Below are 19,513 nucleotides of genomic sequence, written 5' to 3'. Positions count from 1 at the left end.
AGGAATGGCTGATGACGGCAACCAAACCCTGGTATCTCTCGCGCACCATATGGGCCTCCGTCGTCGCGGTGGTGACCGGCGCGGCCGGCATGGTGGGCCTGCCGGTCGATGCGGCGTACGGCGCCTTGATTACCGATACCTTGCTGCAGGGCGTGAGTGCCGTTGCCGCCCTGATCGCCATTCTTGGCAGGTTGTCTGCAAAGGACAGGATAGGCTAGGATCGCCCGCGGCCCCTCCGTCGAGGCAGGGTGCCGGACATGCGATGCCTGATTGGGGGAGAGATAGGCAGTGCGGCCAGTATTCATTTCACGTTCAGCCATGGCAAGTTAGAACGGCGAACATGGAAAAGCTACGAAACACGATCAGGTCGACAATGCTGGCGCTTTGCGCCTGCGCTGTGCTGGCGCCGCCGGCGGCCGCTGCCGACTGCTATTCGATCGGGCAGCAGGTCGCCGCGCAGAATGGAGGCACGCTGGCCAGGGCGTCCGAGGCCAACCGAGGCGGGCAGGCGGTGTGCGTCATCGTCGTGCTGGTTCCGGGCAAGGACGGAGAACGGCCGCGCCGCACCGAAGTCGTGGTGCCGAAGGGCTGATTCGCCCCGCGTTTGAATGGCACCGGAATCGCTTTATATCTGACAGGACTTTGGCCGACTGGCCGCTATCGGCAGGATCGTTCTTATGCGTGTGCTCGTCGTCGAGGATGACCAGGATCTGAACAGGCAGATCTCCGACGCCCTGGTCGATGCCGGCTATGTGGTGGACAAGGCCTATGACGGGGAGGAAGGACACTTCCTCGGCGATACGGAGCCATATGACGCCGTGGTCCTCGATATCGGCCTGCCGCAGATGGACGGCATCAGCGTGGTCGAGCGCTGGCGCCGCGACGGCCGCAAGATGCCGGTACTGATGCTGACCGCGCGCGATCGCTGGAGCGACAAGGTGGCCGGCATAGATGCCGGCGCCGACGACTATGTGGCCAAGCCCTTTCACATCGAAGAGGTGCTGGCCCGGCTTCGCGCGCTCATCCGGCGCGCTGCCGGCCATGCCTCCTCGGAGCTGGTCTGTGGCCCGCTCCGCCTCGACACCAAGTCCTCGAAGGCCGATGTGGACGGGGTGCCGCTGAAACTGACGTCGCTCGAATTCCGGCTTCTGGCCTATCTGATGCACCATATGGGCGAAGTCGTTTCCCGCACCGAGCTGGTCGAGCATCTTTACGACCAGGATTTCGACCGCGATTCCAATACGATCGAAGTGTTCGTGGGGCGTCTGCGCAAGAAGCTCGGCATCGATCTCATCGAAACCGTGCGTGGCATGGGTTACCGTATTCGTGAGCCGGAGGCTTGAACTCGCAGAAGCTGGCCGCAAATCCGTCTTCGCGCTCCGCCAGACGTCTGGGCAGGCTGGGCCGAGTGCGGCTGTGGCCACGGTCGCTTACTTTCCGCGTCATCGCCTTCTCGACCATATGGGCGATACTGGCGCAGGTCGTCGTCTTCACGCTGATCACCACCCTCTACAGGCAGGCGAGCGAACGCGGATTCGACAGCCTGCTCTCGGCGCACTTGTTCAACCTGATCGGCTCGGTCGGCATTTCCGACAACGGGGTGCTGACAGGCGCGCCCGATCTCGGCGATCTTCGCTTCGCCGAGCCGCAATCCGGCTGGTACTGGGCGGTGGAGCCGGCCTCCTCCGGGATCACGGGCGGGTTGCGCTCGTCATCGATGACGGGAGCCATTCCCTCGCCAAGCCCGACGGAAGTGCCTTTCAACACCGAATTCCAACGCAGCTATTTTGCCGACGGCCTGGCCGGCGAGCGATTGGCGGTGTTCGAGAGTGAGTTTGTGCTCGATACCCGCAACCGCGTCGCGCGCTTTCGCGTGATGGGCAATGAAAGCGAGCTTGAGCAGGAGATCGGCGCATTCCAGCGCCGCCTGCTCATCTATCTGTCGCTGTTCGGCCTTGGCATGATCGCCATCAACGCCGCTGCCATTCTTTATGGCCTTCAACCGCTGCGGCGTGTGCGCAATGCACTCGCCATGGTGCGCGAAGGCACCGCCCATCGTCTGGACGGCCGTTTCCCGGCCGAGATCGAGCCCCTTGCCAACGAGACCAATGCGCTCATCGAGAACAACCGGCGCATCGTCGAGCGTTCGCGTACCCAGGTCGGCAATCTCGCCCATTCGCTCAAGACGCCGCTGGCCGTGCTGCTCAACGAGGGCCGCGCTTTGGGCGGCACCAAAGGCAGGCTGATCACCGAGCAGGCGGCCTCCATGCAGCAACAGGTTGAGCACTATCTGCAACGAGCGCGCGTGGCCGCCCAGCGCGACAGCGTGGTCTATCGCACCCCCGTCAAGCCGCTGGTGGAGCGCCTTGCCAGGGTGATCGGCAAGCTGAACCCCAACATGAAACTGTCGGTTGCCCTGCCGGAGGACGAGATCATATTTGCCGGCGAGCGCGAGGACCTCGAGGAGATGCTGGGCAATCTGCTCGAAAACGCGATGAAATGGGGCAAGGGCCGGGTGGCCATATCGGTGGCGCCGCTGCCGGAGGTGGAGGGCGAGCCGGATGTGTTCGAGATCGCTATCGAGGACGACGGACCGGGAATTCCCGAGGACAAGGCGCGCGAGGCGCTGAAGCGGGGCCGGCGGCTGGACGAAAGCAAGCCCGGCACCGGTCTTGGGCTGGCTATCGTGACCGATCTGGTCAATGAATATGGCGGAAGGCTGCGCCTGGAACGTGGAGCGCTGGGCGGCTTGAAAGCCGTGGTCCAGTTGAGGAGCATCGAATGACGGGCGTCGGTCCGACAGATCAAATTTCGGCCAAAGAGGAGCATTAGCGCTGGCAATGTCCGGAAAATGCGGCGGTAACGGGCAGGGGATGAAATGAGCGTTCGTCTGGTTCTGGTGGCAGGGTCTCTGATGCTTGCGGGCTGCGGCACGACCGGTCTTGGGAGGGGTGCGACAGCAGGAAGCACCACCCAGCCGGGAGGACAGCTTTCATCGACGGTGATTTCGTCCATGGGCGGCGGTCTCGTCAGCGGCCCGATCGGCTCCGGCTTGAGCGGCAGCGAAAGGCGCAGCGGCCTCGAGGCGGAATACAGGGCGCTTGAATATACGGCCAGCGGCCAGCCGGTGACCTGGAAAGGCAGCCAGGCCAATCGTTACGGCGAAGTCGTTGCGGCGCAGCCCTATCGGGTCGGGTCGCAGGATTGCCGGCAATACACGCATACGGTCTACGCCGGCGGCGCCGGGGTCAGCGCCCGTGGAACGGCCTGCCGCAATCCGGATGGAAGCTGGACGCCGCTGACCTGAGCGGCCTCCGGGCGGATCTTCACGAAGAATCGTCAAAGGGTCGCAGGCCCGCCATGTTGGCAGCCAGCGATGCCAAGGCTATTTAGGCAGCATGTTGTTCTGGGTGATTGCCGCTGTCTTGACTTTGGGCGCGAGTCTGGCGGTTCTGCTGCCTCTCGCGGCACGACCCAAATCCGCCACCGCGGACAGTGCGCACGATCTCGAGGTCTACCGCGACCAGCTTTCGGAGCTGGACCGCGACCTCGCGCGCGGGCTGATCCAGCCTACTGAAGCCGAGCAGGCGCGTGCCGAGATCGGACGCCGGATCCTGCGTCTCGGCGATGGCGGAAAGGACGAGGGGAACGCCGGCGGCGCCTCGTCTTCCACCTTGCGCCTTGTTTCCATCATCGCCGTACTGGCGGTGCCGTTGATCAGCTGGGGTGTCTATGCCCGCCTCGGCTCGCCCGACCTGCCTTCCCAACCACTTGCCGAACGACTGGCGAAGAACCCGGCAGACAGCACCGTCGACGAACTCGTTGCCCGGGCGGAAGCGCATCTGGCGGCCAATCCGTCGGACGGCAGGGGCTGGGACGTTCTGGCGCCGATCTACATGCGCATGCAGCGCTTTGCCGATGCGGCGCGCGCCTATGACAACGCCATCAAGCTGCTCGGCCCGAATGCCGCTCGCCAGGAGGGGCTCGGCGAGGCCATGGTGAACGCTTCCGGCGGCAAGATCGAGGCGCAGGCGCGCGCAGCGTTCGATGCCGCCTTGAAGCAGGATCCTGCCAGCCCCAAGGCCCGTTTCTTCCTGGCCATGGCCTCCGCGCAGGATGGGCGCGTGGATGAGGCGGTGGCGGCCTGGACGCGCATGCGCGAGGATCTGCCCGAGGATTCGCCATGGCGCGCCGCGGCCGAGCAGGCGATTGCACAGGCTGGCCAGGCGCCGGTCGCGCGGGCGCCCAGCGAGGAAGAAATGGAAGCGGCGGCCTCGATGTCGAGCGAGGACCGTGCCGGGATGATCGCCGGCATGGTGGAGCGGCTGGACGAGCGGTTGCGCCAGAACCCGAAGGACGAGGAAGGCTGGAAGCAGCTCATCCGCTCGCATCTGGTTCTGGGGGACGAGACAAAGGCGCGCGATGCGCTGAGCCGAGCGATCTCGGTATTCGGAGCGAACAGCGAACAGGCGCGCACGCTCATTGCCTTCGCTTCATCGAATGGCCTGAAAATGATGGAATAGGCATCATGACCCGCAAGCAGAAACGGCTAGCTGTCATTGTCGGAGGATTGGCTTTCCTGGGTGCCGCAACCGCACTGACCTTCGTCGCGCTGGGCCAGAAGGCCTCCTATTTCTACATGCCGGGCGATCTTGCGACCGCCGATGTGCAGCCCGGCCAGCGCATCCGTCTTGGCGGGCTCGTTGAAAAGGGGTCGATCGTTCGCGGCCAGGATGCGATGGTCACGTTCGGCGTCACCGACACCGATGAGACCGTGAAGGTGACCTACAAGGGCATCCTTCCCGACCTGTTCCGCGAGGAGCAAGGGGTCATCACGGAGGGCGCGTTCGGGGCCGACGGCGGCTTCGTCGCCGACAGCGTGCTGGCCAAGCACGACGAGAACTACATGCCCAAGGAAGTCGCCGACAGCCTGAAGGAAAAGGGCGTGTGGCAGGAGGATTCCGATGAATAGGCCGCCTCATGGTTGAGATCGGGCACTTCGCGCTGGTTCTGGCACTGACCCTCGGACTGGTGCAGATGACGGTTCCGCTGATCGGCGCGCGTCTGCACGATGAGCGCATGATGGGCGTCGCCGTTCCCGTCACGCTGGCCGGCTTCGCCTTCACGGCGCTGTCTTTCGCCATTCTGACGCTGGCCTATGCCCAGTCCGACTTTTCGCTTCAGAATGTCTGGGAAAATTCCCACTCGCTGAAACCGATGCTCTACAAGGTCACCGGCGTGTGGGGCAACCATGAGGGCTCGATGCTGCTCTGGGTTCTGATCCTGGCCTTCTTCGGCGCGCTGGTGGCGCTGTTCGGCAACAATCTGCCGGCCAGCCTGAAAGCCACGGTGCTGGCCGTGCAAGGCTCCATCGGGGTTGCCTTCTTCCTCTTCATCCTCATCACATCCAACCCGTTCACCCGCCTTTCGCCGGCGCCGATCGAGGGACGGGACCTCAACCCCATCCTCCAGGACATCGGCCTCGCCGTGCATCCGCCGCTGCTCTATCTCGGTTATGTCGGCTTCTCCATCTGCTTCGCCTTTTCCGTGGCGGCGCTGATCGAGGGACGCATCGACGCGGCCTGGGCGCGCTGGGTGCGGCCATGGACGCTGGTGGCCTGGGTGTTCCTCACCGGCGGCATCGCCATGGGTTCCTATTGGGCCTATTACGAGCTTGGCTGGGGCGGCTTCTGGTTCTGGGATCCGGTCGAGAACGCTTCCTTCATGCCGTGGCTGGCAGGCACCGCCCTGCTGCATTCGGCCATCGTCATGGAAAAGCGGTCGGCGTTGAAGATCTGGACGCTGCTGTTGGCGATCATCACCTTTTCCCTGTCGCTGCTTGGCACTTTCCTCGTGCGCTCCGGCGTGCTCACATCCGTCCATGCCTTCGCGACTGATCCGTCGCGCGGCTTTTTCATCCTCTGTATCCTGATGCTGTTCATCGGCGGATCGCTGGCGCTGTTTGCCCTGCGTGCGCCGTCGCTGACGCAGGGCGGCCTGTTCCAGCCGATCTCGCGCGAGGGTGCGCTGGTGCTGAACAACCTGTTCCTGACCACGGCGACGGCGACAGTGTTCATCGGCACGCTTTATCCGCTCCTGGTCGAGGCCATGGCGGGCGACAAGATTTCGGTCGGCCCTCCCTTCTTCAACCTTACCTTCATTCCGCTGATGGTGCCGCTGCTGCTTCTGGTGCCGTTCGGGCCGTTGCTGGCGTGGAAGCGCGGTGATGTACTGGCCGCCGCGCAGCGGCTGATGTTCGCCTTCGGCGCGGCCCTTGTCGCTGCGCTGGTGACGGCTTTCCTGATCGACGGCTCCTCGGCGTTTGCCGCATTCGGTGTCGGCCTGGCCGTCTGGCTGGTTCTGGGCGCGTTGACCGATCTGGCGATCAAGGCCGGCGTCGGCCATGCGCGACCTTCGGTCATGGTCAGGCGCTTCATCGGCCTGCCGCGCTCCGTGTTCGGAACCGCGCTTGCCCATCTCGGTCTCGGCCTGACGGTGCTCGGGCTGGTGGGCGCGACCAGCTTCGGCACCGAAAGCGTGCTGACCATGAAGCCGGGACAGGTCACCGAATTGTCGGGCAAGCGGGTGCGTTTCGACAACCTCACACCGGTTCGCGGGCCGAACTACACTGACGAGAGGGCGCATTTCTCGCTGCTCGGTCCGGCCGGCGAGGTGAGGCGGGAAATCTGGTCGTCTCGGCGCTTCTATCCCGTGCGCCAGATGAACACGACCGAGGCCGGCATCAGCACGCTCGGCTTCAGCCAGCTCTATGTTTCCATCGGCGAGCAGACCGAGGGCGGACTGGTCGTGCGCCTGTGGTGGAAGCCCTTCGTCACCCTTATCTGGGGTGGCGGGCTCGTCATGATGGCGGGCGGCACCATGTCGCTGCTCGACCGCCGCCTGCGGGTCGGCGCGCCGGCGCGCCGCGGCAGGAAGGGCGCGGTCAGGCCGGCCGCGGAGACGGCGTGATGCGCCGTATCGCGCTTGCCCTGCTGTGCGTGGGCCTGCTGCTTGCGCCGGCCGCACGTGCCGTGACGCCGGACGAAATGCTGGCCGATCCGGCACTGGAACAGCGGGCGCGCGACATCTCGGCCGGCCTGCGCTGCCTGGTCTGCCAGAACCAGTCGATCGACGATTCCGACGCGGATCTCGCCCGCGACCTGCGGGTTCTGGTGCGCGAGCGCCTGGAGGCCGGCGATAGCGACCGTCAGGTGGTCGATTTCATCGTCTCCCGCTATGGCGAGTTCGTGCTGCTGAAGCCGCGTTTCAATGTCCGCACGGTGCTGCTGTGGGCCGCGCCCTTCATGCTGCTCGTGGCGGGTGGGGCCTTCGTTTTCTTCGCTTCAAGGCGCAAGCGCCCCGTCGAGGTCGAAAGCCTCACAGCAGAGGAGCGCGCCGCGCTCGACGAGTTGCTTCGTCGCGAGCCACCCTCCCAACATTAACAAAGTTTCATCAGCCGGAAATGGCGCAGTAAGGTCAACCATCCTATCTCTGCCTGCGATGATGCTTTCGAGGCATCCAGTGCAAGAAGGATAGAGATCGATGACCAGCGTCTCCCATATCGTTTCCCGCAGGAGCAAGCGCCTCGCCGCCGCCGCAGCATCGCTCGCCATTGCCGGCGCGGTCGGCTTTACTGCCGTCACTGCGGGCACCGAACCGGTGCTCGCCGAAGCCGTGCGTGTCGAAGCTCCCCAGGTTCCCAGTTTCGCCGACGTGGTGTCCAATGTGACGCCTGCCGTCGTCAGTGTCCGCGTCAAGGCCAAGGTCGACCAGACCGCCGATCGCGGCCCCACCTTCGGCTTTCCCGAGGAGGGCTTCGGCAATCTCCCCCCCGACCACCCGATGCGCCGCTTCTTCCGTGAATTCCGCGGCCACGGCGACCGTGACGGCCGTCCGCGGGCGGAGCGTCGTGGTCCGGCCAAGCCGCGTCCCGTAGCGCAGGGGTCCGGCTTCTTCATTTCCGAGGATGGATATCTGGTCACCAACAACCATGTGGTCAACGATGGGTCTGCCTTCACCGTCGTCACCAATGACGGCAAGGAACTGGATGCCAAGCTGATCGGTACCGACGAACGCACCGACCTCGCCGTGCTGAAGGTCGATAGCGACACCAAGTTCACCTATGTCGATTTCGCCGACGACTCCCAGGTCCGCGTCGGCGACTGGGTGGTCGCCGTGGGCAACCCGTTCGGCCTCGGCGGAACGGTGACGGCCGGCATCATCTCGGCCCGTGGCCGCGACATCGGCGCCGGTCCCTATGACGACTTCATCCAGATCGACGCCGCCGTCAATCGCGGCAATTCGGGCGGCCCGGCCTTCAACCTCGGCGGACAGGTCGTCGGCATCAACACCGCCATCTTCTCGCCTTCGGGCGGCAATGTCGGCATCGCCTTCGCCATTCCCGCCTCCACCGCCAAGCAGGTGGTGGACGACCTGATGAAGAATGGCTCGGTCGCCCGCGGCTGGCTCGGCGTCGAAATCCAGCCGGTCACCAAGGACATCGCCGAATCGCTCGGGCTGAACTCGGACAAGGGCGCCATCGTCGCCAACGCGCAGGATGACGGCCCGGCCCGGAAGGCAGGCATCGTTTCCGGTGACGTTATTACCCAGGTGGATGGCAAGGACGTCGCATCCTCCCGCGACCTGGCGCGGGTCATTGCCGGCTATGCGCCGGGCAGCACGGTCGACATCAACCTGTGGCGCAACGGCAAGGCGGAGAGCATCAAGGTCGAACTCGGCAAGCTGCCGGGGGCCGACAAGGCCGCCTCCACCGATAGCGACGGCTCGTCGGCCTCCCCCGCCGACACGCTTGCCGATCTCGGCCTGACCGTGACCGCCTCCGACGATGGCAAGGGCCTTGTCGTCACCGATGTCGATCCCGACAGCGACGCCGCCGATCGCGGCATCCAGGCCGGCGATGTCATCACCGCGGTCAATTCCGACGAGGTGAACAACGTCAAGGACGTCACCGACGCCATGGACAAGGCCGCCAAGGCCGGCCGCAAGTCGGTCCTCGTACAGATCAGCCGCGACTCGGCCAACCGCTTCGTCGCACTGCCGATCAGCCAGGGCTGAACAGGCTTCCGGCCGCCGTGGCATATCGCGGCGGCCGGCAATCTTTCCCGCTGTGCCGATGTTCCGCCACAGCCGCCGGAATCGCTTATAGTGATGCGATGAAGATTCTTGTCATTGAAGATGACCGCGAGGCGGCGGACTACCTGGAGAAGGCCTTTTCCGAGGCCGGCCACACCGCTCATATCGCCGGCGATGGCGAAACCGGCTTCGCGCTGGCCGATGCCGGCGACTACGATGTCATGGTGGTGGACCGCATGCTGCCGCGCCGGGACGGTCTCTCGGTCATCGCCGGCCTGCGCTCGCGCGGCAACGCCACGCCGGTGCTGATCCTCTCGGCTCTGGGCGAGGTCGACGACCGGGTGACCGGTCTGCGCGCAGGCGGCGACGACTATCTCACCAAGCCCTATGCCTTCACCGAGCTTCTGGCCCGCGTCGAGGTGCTGAACCGGCGCGCCGGCAGCCGCGAGAGCGAAACCGTCTACCGCGTCGGCGATCTCGAACTCGATCGCCTTTCCCATTCGGTGAAGCGCGCCAATCAGGAAATCACCTTGCAGCCGCGTGAATTCCGGCTGCTGGAATACCTCATGCGCCATGCCGGGCAGGTGGTCACCCGCACCATGCTGCTGGAAAATGTCTGGGACTATCATTTCGATCCGCAGACCAACGTCATCGACGTGCATGTCTCGCGCCTGCGCGGCAAGATCGAGAAGGGCTTCGACAAGCCGATCCTGCACACGGTGCGCGGCGCCGGCTATATGCTCAAGCACGGCTGACGGCGCATGGCGCTTCCCCTGCCAGCGATCATGAAGACGACGGCGGCGCGGCTTTCGGCGCTCTACCTGCTGCTGTTCGCGCTCTGCGCCACCCTGCTGGTCTTCTACATGACCTCGCTGTCGGTGCGCATGCTGACCACCCAGACGCAGGAAACCATCAATGACGAGGTGCTGAGCCTGGCGCGGGCCTACCAGCGTGGCGGCCTGCCGACCATGGTGCGCGTGGTGGAGCAGCGTTCGCGGCAGCCCGGCGCCAATCTCTACCTGCTGGCCGATGCCAACGGCCAGATTCTCACCGGCAATGTCCAGAGCCTCGAACCGGGCGTCCTGGAGATCGAGGGTTGGACGACGCGGCCCTTTTACTACCGCCGCTATGGCGAGAGCGAAGCCGAGCGGCAGCGGGCCGAGAATGGCGAGACCGAGAACGGCCAGACCGAGGCGCAGCGCGCGGAATTGCGCCGCCACGATGCGCTGGCGATGGTGCTGCGGCTGCCCAACCAGATGATCCTCCTTGTCGGGCGCGATCTCGGCGAGCCGCAACGCTTCCGCGACGTGGTCAGCCGTTCGCTCATGCTGGCGCTCGGCATGATGGGGCTTGGCGGCATCGTCATCTGGTTCTTCGTCGGCCGCGCCGCCCTGAAGCGCATTGATGGGATTTCCGCCGCCAGCCGCCGCATCATGGGCGGAGACCTTTCCGGCCGCCTGCCGACGACGGGCGCGGGCGATGAGTTCGACCGGCTGTCCGAGAACCTCAACGCCATGCTGGCCCGCATCGATACGCTGAACGAGGGGTTGAAGCAGGTCTCGGACAATATCGCCCACGACCTCAAGACGCCGCTTACCCGCATCCGCAACCGGGCCGAGGCCACGCTGGCCGGCAAGCACAAGACGGCCGACTATCGTGAGGCGCTGGATGCGACGATTGCCGAGTCCGACCAACTCATCAAGACCTTCAATGCCATCCTGATGATTTCCCGGCTGGAGGCCGGCTATTCCGCCGAGAGCATGAGCAGCGTCGATCTGGCCGAAGCGGTGCGCGACGTGGTCGAGCTGTACGAGCCGCTGGCGGAGGACAGCGGAGTCGCGCTTGAGGCGGAAGCCGCGCAATCCGTCACCATCAGCGGCAACCGCGAGCTGATCGGGCAGGCGCTGTCCAACATCGTCGACAACGCCATCAAATATTCGGCCGATGCGACCGAGGAGCCGCGCGTGCGGGTGCGGTTGCAGCGCGAAGGCGCGGAGATCAGGCTGTCGGTGACCGACAACGGCCACGGCATTCCCGACGAGCAGGATCGCGCGCGCGCGACGGAACGTTTCGTGCGGCTGGAAAAGAGCCGCTCGCAGCCGGGTTCGGGGCTGGGGCTCAGCCTCGCCAAGGCGGTGATGAAATTTCACGGCGGCAGGCTTGATCTTCTGCCCGCCGATCCCGGATTATCCGTGGTCATGGTGTTTCCCGAAAAGGACAGGTCCTGACCTATGGCATCGAGCGTGACGGCCGAACGCGCCGCAACCGGCTGGCTTCTGCAGCCCGCCCTTGAACTGCGGCCTGTCGATCCGGATCATGCGCGGGAAGCACTTGCCGACGTGGCCGCGAGTGCAGCCGAGAACGAGCTTCCGCGTCTGGCCGGCCTGCTGGCGAAGGATGGCGAGGTGCAGCGCTTCCTCGCTGCCGTCTTCGACCTGTCTCCCTTTCTGCGCGATCTCGCCCGCCGTCGGCCGCAGATGCTCGCTGCCCTGCTCGACCGGACCGTCCCGGAACGGCTGGAAGCGATCGGCTCGGAGATCGAAGCATGCTGGCAAGGCGAGGGCGTTTCGGAAGCCGAATTGATGAAGCGCCTGCGCCTGCTCAAGACCGAGGCGCATTTCCTGATCGCGCTGGCCGATCTTGCGGGCGAGGCCGATACGCAGGCGACCGTCCAGCGCCTGAGCGTGCTGGCCGATGGCTGCGTGCGGGCGGCCACCGCCTTCCTGCTGGCCGATGCCCATCGGCAGGGCAAGCTGAAGCTGCCTGATCCCTCCGATCCCGCCCATGGCAGCGGCCTGATCGTGCTCGGCATGGGCAAGCTCGGCGCGCATGAGCTGAACTTTTCCTCCGACATCGACCTCATCCTGTTTTTCGATCACAAGGCGGTGGTCGGCGACCCGATGGAGGCGACGGACATTTTTTCGCGCCTTGCCCGCAGGCTGGTGCGCATCATGCAGGACCGCACCGAGCACGGTTATGTCTTCCGCACCGATCTGCGCCTGCGTCCCGATCCCGGCTCGACACCGCTCGCCATTCCGGTGGAGGCGGCGCTGACCTATTACGAGGGGCGCGGCCAGAACTGGGAACGCGCCGCGATGATCAAGGCCCGCCCGGTGGCCGGCGACATCGAAGCGGGCGAGGCGTTCCTGAAGGAGCTTCGTCCCTATGTCTGGCGCAAATATATGGACTATGCGGCGATCGCCGACGTCCATTCCATCAAGCGCCAGATTCATGCCCACAAGGGTCACGGCGAGATTGCCGTGAAGGGCCATAACGTCAAGCTGGGGCGTGGCGGTATTCGCGAGATCGAATTCTTCGTCCAGACCCAGCAACTCATCGCCGGTGGGCGCTTTCCCGAACTGCGTGGCCGCGAGACGGTAAAAATGCTTTCCCAGCTTGCCGGAAATGGCTGGATCACGGCCGAGGCCCGTGATGCGCTGGCCAGCCAGTACTGGTTCCTGCGCCGCGTCGAGCATGCCGTGCAGATGGTGGCCGACGAGCAGACCCACATGCTGCCGGAGGACGACGAGGGACTGGAACGCATCGCCCATATGCTGGGTTTTGCCGATGCCGACGCCTTCTCGCGGGCGTTCCGCGCGTCGCTGGTGGAGGTGGAGCGTCACTATGCGGCGCTGTTCGAGGCCGCGCCGGAGCTTTCGACCGGCATGGGCAATCTCGTCTTCACCGGCGATGTCGACGATCCCGATACGTTGCAGACGCTTCACACTCTCGGCTTCCAGCGTCCGAGCGACATCTGCCGGGTCATCCGCGCCTGGCATTTCGGCCGTTATCGAGTGACGCGCTCGGCCGAGGCGCGCGAGCGGCTGACCGAGCTGACGCCGGCGCTGCTCGAAGCCTTCGGCAAGACCCGCCGCGCCGACGAGGCGCTGATGCGTTTCGACGAGTTCCTGTCCGGCCTGCCGGCGGGCGTGCAGCTCTTCTCGCTGCTGCAATCGAACCCCGCCTTGCTGCGCCTGATGGCCACCATCATGGGTGCTGCCCCGAAGCTGGCGGCGATCATCACGCGCCGCCCGCATGTCTTCGACGGGCTGCTCGATCCGGCCCTGCTCAGCGAGCTTCCCGATCGCAAATATCTGGCGGGGCGGCTGTCCGCCTTCCTCGAGGGTGATCGTGCCTATGAGGAGGTTCTGGACCGGTTGCGCATCTTTGCCGCCGAGCAGAAATTCCTTATCGGCGTGCGGCTTTTGGCCGGCTCCATCGATGCGCGCCGGGCAGGGCGGGCCTTCTCCGATCTGGCCGACCTCACCATCGGCGCCGCGCTGGATGCGGTGACGGCCGAGTTCGAGGTCCGGCATGGCCGCATCGCCGGCGCGCGCGTGGCCCTGCTCGGCATGGGCAAGCTCGGGAGTCAGGAACTCACCGCCGGCTCCGATGTCGATCTCATCCTGCTCTATGACCACGATCCGGAGGCGGATGAATCGAACGGCGGCAAGCCGCTGGCGCCGGCGCATTACTACAGCCGTCTCACCCAGCGCCTGATTGCGGCGGTGTCGGCCCCCACGGCCGAGGGCGTGCTTTACGAGCTGGACCTGCGCCTGCGCCCCTCCGGCAATAAGGGGCCGGTGGCCACCCATATGGAGGCGTTCCGCAAATATCAGCGACAGGATGCCTGGACCTGGGAGCAGATGGCGCTGACCCGCGCCCGGCCGGTCGCCGGCGACGATGGGTTGTGCGCCGAGCTTGCCGGCGAGATTGCCGCCATCCTCGCCCAGCCGCGCGATGCCGCCAAGGTCCGCCGCGAGGCTTCGGACATGCGCAAGCTGATCGAGGAGGAGAAACCGCCGCGCGACCTGTGGGACATCAAGCTGGTGCCGGGCGGCCTGATCGACCTCGAATTCATCGCCCAGGTCGCCGCGCTGACCGGCAAGTTCACCGGCAAGCCCGGCACGACGGCGACTGCCGACATATTGGCGGGCCTTGCCCCGGACTATGCCGATGCCGGCATGCGCGAGGAGCTGGTGCGGGCCTACGGTTTCTATCTCGCCATCACCCAGATCATCCGGCTGTGCCTGACCGGTCCCTTCGACAGGGACGACGTGCCGCCCGGCCTCTCGGACCTCCTGCTGGCCGTCACCGACCTGCCGGATTTCTCGGTGCTGGAGGCGGAGCTGAAGGAAAAGGCGGCGACCGTCCGGCGCGATTTCGACAGCATCCTGCGCGGTCGCAAGAAATAGTCAGGCGGCGGCTCTCAGGAACTGGCCGGTGGGCTTCTTCTTGGTGGTGGCGGGAATGCGCACGGAAACGATGGTGCCGCTGCCTTCGGTGGAGCGGATCTTGAGGGCGCCGCCGTGCAATTCGGCCAGCGAGCGCGAGATGGCGAGCCCTAGGCCGGAGCCGGCATGGTTCTTGGAGAACTGGTTCTGCACCTGTTCGAACGGCCGGCCGAGCTTCTTCAGCGCATGCTTGGGGATGCCGCAGCCATTGTCCTCGATCGACAGGATCAGCGCGCCCGAGGCGTTGCGGGCGCGCACCGAGATGCGGCCGCCTTCGCCGGTGAACTTCACCGCATTCGACAGCAGGTTGAGCACGATCTGCTTGATGGCGCGGCGGTCGGCATAAAGCTTCAGCGTCTCGGCGATGTTGGTCTCGACATTGATCTTCTTGGCCGCCGCCTGCAGCGAGACCACGCGCACCGTCTCGCGGATCAGCGGGCACAGGTCGATCTCCTCGCGATCGATCGAGAACTGGCCGGCCTCGATCTTCGACATGTCGAGGATGTCGTTGATGACGCCAAGCAGGTATTTGCCGCTGGAATTGATGTCGTTGGCGTATTCGTCGTAGCGGTCCGAGCCCATCGGGCCGAACAGCTTCTGCGTCATCAGTTCAGAGAAGCCGATGATGGCGTTGAGCGGCGTGCGCAGTTCGTGCGACATGTTGGCGAGGAATTCGGACTTGGCCTGGTTGGCTGCCTCGGCGCGGTCCTTCTCCCGCATGTATTTGCGGTTCAGTTCGGCCAGTTCGCGGGCCTTGTCCTCCTCGGCGCGGCGCGCGAGGCTGAGATCGTGGATGGTCGCCATCAATCGGCGTTCGCTGTCCAGCAGCTTGTCCTGATGCTGCCGGATCTGGGTAATGTCGGAGCCGACGGCCACGGTGCCGCCGTCGCGGGTCTTCAATTCGTTGACCTGCAGCCAGCGACCATCGGCCAACTGGCGCTCATAGGTGACGCCGCCGCGCGGGCCGTTGGCATTGGCGAGGCGCCGCTCGGAAGCGAAGGCCTGCATGCGCTCTTCCAGAATGGAGCGCGGCGCGCCCGGCACCACGTCCTGGTCGGAAAGGCCGTTATCCTGCTGGAACTTGGAATTGCACATCACCAGCCGGTCGGCGGGGTCCCACAGCACGAAGGATTCGGTGATGTTCTCGATCGCCGTGCGCAGGCGCAGGTCGGCTGCCTCGGAGCGCAGGGCAAGATGGCGCTGCTCGGTCACGTCCATCGAGATGCCGATGAGCTGGATGTCGGCGGCATCGGGGTCCACCACCTGCGCGCGCACCCGCATCCACACCCACTGGCCGTTGGCATGGCGCATGCGGAACACGCGGTCGATCTGGTCGATCTCGCGGGCCATCACCCGGTTGGCGATCTCGAACAGGTTCCCGTCGTCGGGATGGATGATGGAATCGACCTCGCCGAATGAGAGCATGGCGTCGCAGGGTTCGTAGCCCAGCATGTCGTACATGGAGGGTGACCAGTACATCTTGCCGCGCACCATGTCCCAGTCCCACAGGCCGCAGCGGCCGCGCACCAGCGCCATGTCGATGCGCTGCTGGCCCTCCAGATAGACGCGGTCGGCCGTCTCCGCCCGCGCCGCCTGGCTGAAATAGGCGTAGAGGATGATGATCAGCACGCCGGCGGTCAGCACGAACAGGGAGACGTTGAGCGAGACGGTCTTGCGCCATTGCGTGAACACGGCGTCCTGCGGGATCAGCGCCGCCGTGGCGCGCTTGGCCTCGTGGTCTATCGAGACGGCCGCGTACCAGTCCGCGTCGCCGATCCGAACCGGGATCACGCCGGCCTTCTCGCCGAACAGGAACAGCGGCTGGCCGCCGGAGACGATCTCGTCCAGCGCGCGGCCGTACCAGCGGGTGGAACGCGGCGTGACCGCAGAAACGACGAATTTCTCGTTGGTGAAGGCCAGCACATGGTCGCCGGAAAGGGCCGCGGTGCGGCCGACCTGCTCCAGCAAGGTCTGCTGGCTGCTGGCCGCGAGGTCGGCCTCGATCAGCTGGCCGGTCGCCAGCGCCAGCGCCGATCTGGCGTTGCGTTCGACGTCGTCGCGCCAGTTCATCAGCGAGACGAAGTGCAGGCCGGCGACGACGAGCAGGAAAATGACGATCAGGACAGGGATCAGCCGGCGCAGGAAGGGCTCGGCCGCAACCAGCTTCTGGTAGGCGGGCTGGGCGATGAGCTGTGCATTGCCGGCCAGGCCGCTGCCGCGCCGGTCAACAGACATCCCACCGGGCGCGCTGAACGCGTCCGCCTTTGCCATGAAATGGCACTCCCCAAAATATGTCCCGTTTGATGATCCGGCTACGCCACACATCCGAATCGTCCCTAAGGAATCAAAGGTGATTCGGCTTGTCCAGTGGCACGGCAAAAAAAGATCGCCGCGCCGGCCATTTTGTCAGGCCAGCGAGCGCTCCACTATGTCGCGCAGATCGACCGAAACATCGCTTGCGCCGGCGATGGAAGCCAGCGCCTGCCTGGCCTTTTGCTGGCGCACCGGCTCCAGCGAGCGCCAGGAGCGGAAGGCGGTGGCCAGCCGTGCTGAAAGCTGCGGGTTGCGCTGGTCGATATCCTTCAGCATTTCGGCGAAGAAGGCGTATGCGGCGCCGTCGGCGCGATGGAAGCCGGTCTGGTTGCCGCCCGAGAAGGTGCCGAGCAGCGCGCGCACCCGGTTGGGATTGTCGGCCGAGAAGGCGGGATGCCGCATCAGCGCGCGCACCGTATCCAGGGCCTGCTCGCCGGGCGCGGTCGCCTGGATCTGGAACCATTTGTCCATGGCAAGAGGCATCGCTCCATGGCGCGCCGCGAAGTCGGCAAGCGCCGCTTCGGCCTGGGGGGAGCCTGCGTGGTCGTGGGCGAGCGTGCCGAGAGCCGCCACCAGATCGGTCATGTTGGTGGCGGCGCTAAACTGCGTTCCGGCGAGGTCGGCGCCGCCCTCGATGCGGGCCAGATAGCCCAGCACCACGTTGCGCAGCGCCCGCCGTCCGGCGCCGGCAGCGTCGGGGCTGAACGGTCCGTCGTCCCGCAATTCCCGGTAAAGCTCCGCGAACGGTTCGTGGTTGGAACGGGCGATGAAATCGCTCAACCCCCGGCGCGCGACGAATATCGCATCGGGGTCGATATCCTTGCCGATGTCCCGGGCGATGTCGGTCTCGGACGGCAAGGTGATGGCGAGCGCCCGGTAGGCGGGCTCGAGCGAGGCATCGGCAGCGATCCTGCCGGCCAGTTGAGCGATCTGCGAGGGGAAGCGCAGCCTCGTGTCGCCGCGCACGCACCGGTAGGCGGAAATCAGGCTGTCGGTCAGCAGCGTGTTGAAGGCCTGCCAGCGCGCGAACGGATCGCTGTCATGGCCGGCGAGGAAGATCAGATCCTCCGGCTTCTGTTCGACGGCGAGCGTGATGGGAGCCGAGAAGCCGCGATTGAGCGACAGGATGGGCCGTTCCGCCACGCCGTGGAAGCGTAGCTTGTGGCTGCGCTTGCGCACATGGATGACGCCGTCCTCCACGGATGCGCCCTCGACCTCGGTCCATTCCAGTTCCTTGCCATCGCTGCCGATCAGGCCGAAGGCCAGCGGGATGTGCATGGCGCGCTTGCGGCTTTCGGACGGGGTGGGCGGCACCGACTGCTCGATTTCCAGCGTCAGCGTGCCGGCCTCGTAGCTCGGCTTGATCGTCAGGTTCGGCGTGCCGGACTGGTTGTACCAGAGGCCGAATTGCGAGAGGTCGCGGCCCGACACATCCTCGAACACCTTGAGGAAATCCTCGATCGTGCAGGCCTGTCCGTCATGGCGCTCGAAATAGAGGTCCATGCCGGCGCGGAACATTGCCGCGCCCAGGATGGTGCGCAGCATGCGCACCACCTCCGAGCCCTTTTCGTAGACCGTCGCCGTGTAGAAATTGTTGATCTCGCGGTAGCGGCGCGGCCGCACCGGATGGGCGAGGGGACCCTGGTCTTCCGGAAACTGAAGCGCGCGCAGCGTGCGCACCTCGGCGATGCGTTTGACCCCGCGCGAGCGCTGGTCGGCGGAGAATTCGTGGTCGCGGTAAACGGTCAGCCCTTCCTTCAGGCAGAGCTGGAACCAGTCCCGGCAAGTGATTCTGTTGCCTGTCCAATTGTGGAAATATTCATGCGCGATGATCGCCTCGATATTGGCGAAATCGGTGTCCGTGGCGGTGGTCTCGTCGGCCAGCACATATTTGTCGTTGAAGATGTTGAGGCCCTTGTTCTCCATCGCCCCCATGTTGAAGTCGGAGACGGCGACGATGTTGAACACGTCGAGGTCGTATTCGCGCCCGAACACCTCCTCGTCCCATGTCATCGAGCGCTTCAGCGCGTCCATGGCGTAGGCGGCCAGCTTCTCCTTGCCGTGCTCCACATAAATGCCGAGTTCGACCTCGCGTCCGCTCATGGTGGTGAAGCTGTCGCCAAGCCGGCCGAGATCGCCGGCCACCAGCGCGAACAGGTAGGAGGGCTTGGGATGGGGGTCGTGCCACTCGGCGAAATGCCAGCCGTTCCCAAGCTCGCCGCTCGCCACCGGATTGCCGTTGGAAAGCAGCAGCGGCGCGGCGGCATGCGGGGCCTCGATACGCACGTGATAGACCGACAGCACGTCCGGCCGGTCGAGGAAATAGGTGATGCGGCGGAAGCCTTCCGGCTCGCACTGCGTGCAATAGACGCCATTGGAGCGATAGAGCCCCATCAGGGCCTTGTTGTCGTCCGGGTCCAGTTCGGTTTCGAGGATCAGCGTGAAACGGTCCGTGGCGGGCAGGTCGTTCAGGACAAGCCGCTCGGGCGTTGCCTCATGGGCGGGCTGCGCGACGCTTTCGAGTTCGATGCGCTTCAGCTTCAGGCCGTCTCCGTCGAGCACCAGCGGCGGCGCCGCGTCCCCGCCCGGCCGCCGTTCGATGGTCAGTTCGGCAACCACCGTGGTGGCGTCGGGCGCGAGCCGGACGGTCAGCCGGGTCTGCGGGATCAGGTAGTCGCTCGGCCGGTAGTCCTCGAGCCTGAAAACCTGGCCGGTATCTGTACGCATATGCTTTCCATTCCTTTCGCGGTCGGCTTTCAGGGCATCGGACCGAAAACTGCAGCGGTCGTCCGTCCAATCAAGGTGCCGGAGCGCCCTTCAGGTGCGCGACAGGACGCACGGTGCTCCAGGGATAGGAGGAGACTGCTCTTGGC

At 65.4% G+C, this 19,513-nt stretch carries 15 protein-coding genes; 13 read left to right on the top strand and 2 right to left on the bottom strand.

The features are described from left to right. The first annotated feature begins 11 nt into the window (after window positions 1-11). From ABID37_RS04760 to ABID37_RS04700, 13 genes are all read left to right on the top strand, one after another. Entirely contained in the window at window positions 12-218 is a 207-nt protein-coding gene (locus ABID37_RS04760; RefSeq protein WP_354192948.1) for a hypothetical protein, read from the top strand. Between the two features lie 122 nt (window positions 219-340). Next, window positions 341-592 (top strand): hypothetical protein, encoded by a 252-nt coding sequence (locus ABID37_RS04755; protein WP_354192947.1) that lies wholly within the window; start codon window positions 341-343, stop codon window positions 590-592. Between the two features lie 85 nt (window positions 593-677). Continuing rightward, on the top strand, window positions 678-1,343 hold the full coding sequence (locus ABID37_RS04750; protein WP_354192946.1) for a response regulator transcription factor: 666 nt from the start codon (window positions 678-680) through the stop codon (window positions 1,341-1,343). A gap of 65 nt (window positions 1,344-1,408) precedes the next feature. Further along, window positions 1,409-2,785, top strand: coding sequence for an ATP-binding protein (locus tag ABID37_RS04745; RefSeq protein WP_435521538.1), 1,377 nt, complete (start codon window positions 1,409-1,411; stop codon window positions 2,783-2,785). Between the two features lie 93 nt (window positions 2,786-2,878). Then, window positions 2,879-3,307, top strand: coding sequence for an RT0821/Lpp0805 family surface protein (locus ABID37_RS04740; protein ID WP_354192945.1), 429 nt, complete (start codon window positions 2,879-2,881; stop codon window positions 3,305-3,307). Window positions 3,308-3,398: 91 nt separating this feature from the next. Beyond that, window positions 3,399-4,523, top strand: coding sequence for a c-type cytochrome biogenesis protein CcmI (gene ccmI / locus ABID37_RS04735; protein WP_354192944.1), 1,125 nt, complete (start codon window positions 3,399-3,401; stop codon window positions 4,521-4,523). A gap of 5 nt (window positions 4,524-4,528) precedes the next feature. Then, entirely contained in the window at window positions 4,529-4,972 is a 444-nt protein-coding gene (ccmE, locus tag ABID37_RS04730) for a cytochrome c maturation protein CcmE (protein WP_354192943.1), read from the top strand. A gap of 8 nt (window positions 4,973-4,980) precedes the next feature. Next, on the top strand, window positions 4,981-6,969 hold the full coding sequence (locus ABID37_RS04725; RefSeq protein ID WP_354192941.1) for a heme lyase CcmF/NrfE family subunit: 1,989 nt from the start codon (window positions 4,981-4,983) through the stop codon (window positions 6,967-6,969). Then, window positions 6,969-7,442: a cytochrome c-type biogenesis protein gene (locus ABID37_RS04720; RefSeq protein WP_354193055.1), complete on the top strand. Its 474-nt coding sequence runs from the start codon at window positions 6,969-6,971 to the stop codon at window positions 7,440-7,442. The genes ABID37_RS04725 and ABID37_RS04720 overlap by 1 nt, the downstream gene beginning before the upstream one ends. 100 nt (window positions 7,443-7,542) lie before the next feature. Then, window positions 7,543-9,075 (top strand): Do family serine endopeptidase, encoded by a 1,533-nt coding sequence (locus tag ABID37_RS04715; RefSeq protein ID WP_354192940.1) that lies wholly within the window; start codon window positions 7,543-7,545, stop codon window positions 9,073-9,075. Window positions 9,076-9,173: 98 nt separating this feature from the next. Then, window positions 9,174-9,848 carry a response regulator transcription factor gene (locus tag ABID37_RS04710; protein WP_354192938.1) on the top strand — a complete coding sequence of 225 codons (675 nt, stop codon included), beginning with the start codon at window positions 9,174-9,176 and terminating at the stop codon, window positions 9,846-9,848. Between the two features lie 6 nt (window positions 9,849-9,854). Then, window positions 9,855-11,321: a sensor histidine kinase gene (locus tag ABID37_RS04705; protein ID WP_354192937.1), complete on the top strand. Its 1,467-nt coding sequence runs from the start codon at window positions 9,855-9,857 to the stop codon at window positions 11,319-11,321. Between the two features lie 3 nt (window positions 11,322-11,324). Then, complete coding sequence (locus ABID37_RS04700; protein WP_354192936.1) at window positions 11,325-14,288, top strand: bifunctional [glutamine synthetase] adenylyltransferase/[glutamine synthetase]-adenylyl-L-tyrosine phosphorylase; 2,964 nt, start codon at window positions 11,325-11,327, stop codon at window positions 14,286-14,288. On the opposite strand, the gene ABID37_RS04695 is transcribed toward ABID37_RS04700, so the two are convergent. Both ABID37_RS04695 and pepN read right to left on the bottom strand, forming a co-directional pair. Further along, entirely contained in the window at window positions 14,289-16,598 is a 2,310-nt protein-coding gene (locus tag ABID37_RS04695; protein ID WP_354192935.1) for a PAS domain-containing sensor histidine kinase, read from the bottom strand. A 135-nt stretch (window positions 16,599-16,733) separates the two neighbouring features. Next, window positions 16,734-19,367, bottom strand: a complete 2,634-nt coding sequence (pepN, locus tag ABID37_RS04690) for an aminopeptidase N (RefSeq protein ID WP_354192934.1) — start codon at window positions 19,365-19,367, stop codon at window positions 16,734-16,736. Between the last annotated feature and the right edge of the window lie 146 nt (window positions 19,368-19,513).

Source organism: Aquamicrobium terrae, assembly GCF_040545735.1.
Classification (GTDB): Bacteria; Pseudomonadota; Alphaproteobacteria; order Rhizobiales; family Rhizobiaceae; genus Mesorhizobium; species Mesorhizobium terrae_A.
This window is presented reverse-complemented; position numbering and strand designations above follow the sequence as displayed.